Source organism: Geminocystis sp. CENA526 (assembly GCF_050753365.1).
In the GTDB taxonomy this organism is placed as follows: Bacteria; Cyanobacteriota; Cyanobacteriia; order Cyanobacteriales; family Cyanobacteriaceae; genus Geminocystis.
Genome location: NZ_JBLZFY010000312.1, coordinates 1 through 1,100, shown reverse-complemented (window position 1 = coordinate 1,100; position 1,100 = coordinate 1). Strand labels below are relative to the sequence as shown.

Sequence of the window (1,100 nt, the reverse complement as noted above, 5' to 3'; positions counted from 1 at the left end):
GTATAATAATTCCTTTACTCCATCTTGCTCAATGCTATATTCAGTATTGATTTTAACCTTTATTTGCCCATTATCTTATTTTATTTGAGCGAACGATGAGTCATTAATATTAATTTTTACCCCCATAGGTGTGGAGGCACAAACAGTACGAAAGTCTTTACCCATGACTATTTCTACTTCGGAAGGTTATTATGATTTAACTGTACCTGATACTCAAACCACCAAGTCCGCTTTTGGGGGGAAACTGAGAGTATATGATGTGCATATAGCAAAAATGTTTGAGGTTACTTATTTAGAATGTCAACAATTTGGAGATGGGGGGAATCGAGAGTGGACTTATTTTGCGGGTAATGGAAGTATTAATATGGGGACTTTTTATATTCCCTGTAAGTTAGTTTATGATATTGTGGCTGCCTATGGTTTAGGACCTTCTAAAAATACTCCCATTATCTACGGACAAGAAGAATCAGGTCCTCCTATTACAAGAATGGTATCTGTTCCCACTCTCAATTTAACTGGTGGAAAGGAACAAAGATGGATTAACTTTACCAAGAATTTTAAACCAGTTTCCCGTTAAGATAACCCCATGATCCTCAAACTCTGACAACATTTGTCATTTCTAAATTCTGGAATTATTGTACATCGATCGATCGAAAACGAAGGGATAACTTAAAATACTTTCCACCGTTCACGACTGAGAAAAAAACCATTTCCTGTACTGTTTTTACAAGTTAATCCTGTTTTCTGAGAAAGGCACTCAATTCCAGATTTTTGCCATTTTTTGCCGTAGGATAGTATTGGATAGTTGTCCCAAATTGTGTCACTAATACACAAAAATTCAATTTTTCCCGAAGAAGGTAACAATAAACTTTGTCCCCAAACACACTCGCTATGAGGTGGTCGTTGAGAGGGTAAGGGCTTAAGCCCACTAGCAATTTCACATCGTAATTCGTTAGCATTGAGCAAAGCACAAAAAATATTTTTACTAGGCATCATAAAACCCGTTAATTGCGTATTTTGCTTATTAGATGAGCTACTAGCAGTAATCATTTCTGGGCTCAAGAAAATTGTCAAACCTCCAACAAGACAAGACAATAATG

General features: G+C 36.3%; 2 protein-coding genes. One reads left to right on the top strand and one right to left on the bottom strand.

Annotated elements, in window-relative coordinates; translation table 11 throughout:
* Positions 1-163: 163 nt before the first annotated feature.
* Positions 164-577, top strand: a complete 414-nt coding sequence (locus tag ACN4EE_RS23605; protein WP_431708952.1) for a hypothetical protein — start codon at positions 164-166, stop codon at positions 575-577.
* A gap of 92 nt (positions 578-669) precedes the next feature.
* Here ACN4EE_RS23605 and ACN4EE_RS23600 read toward each other — a convergent pair.
* Positions 670-1,100 (bottom strand): DUF6636 domain-containing protein (locus ACN4EE_RS23600; RefSeq protein ID WP_431708951.1); only part of this gene is annotated, 431 nt, incomplete at its 5' end.

Coding starts and splice junctions, on each gene's coding strand:
- ACN4EE_RS23605 (WP_431708952.1), top strand. CDS start 164: ATGACTATTTCTACTTCGGAAGGTTATTATGATTTAACTGTACCTGAT.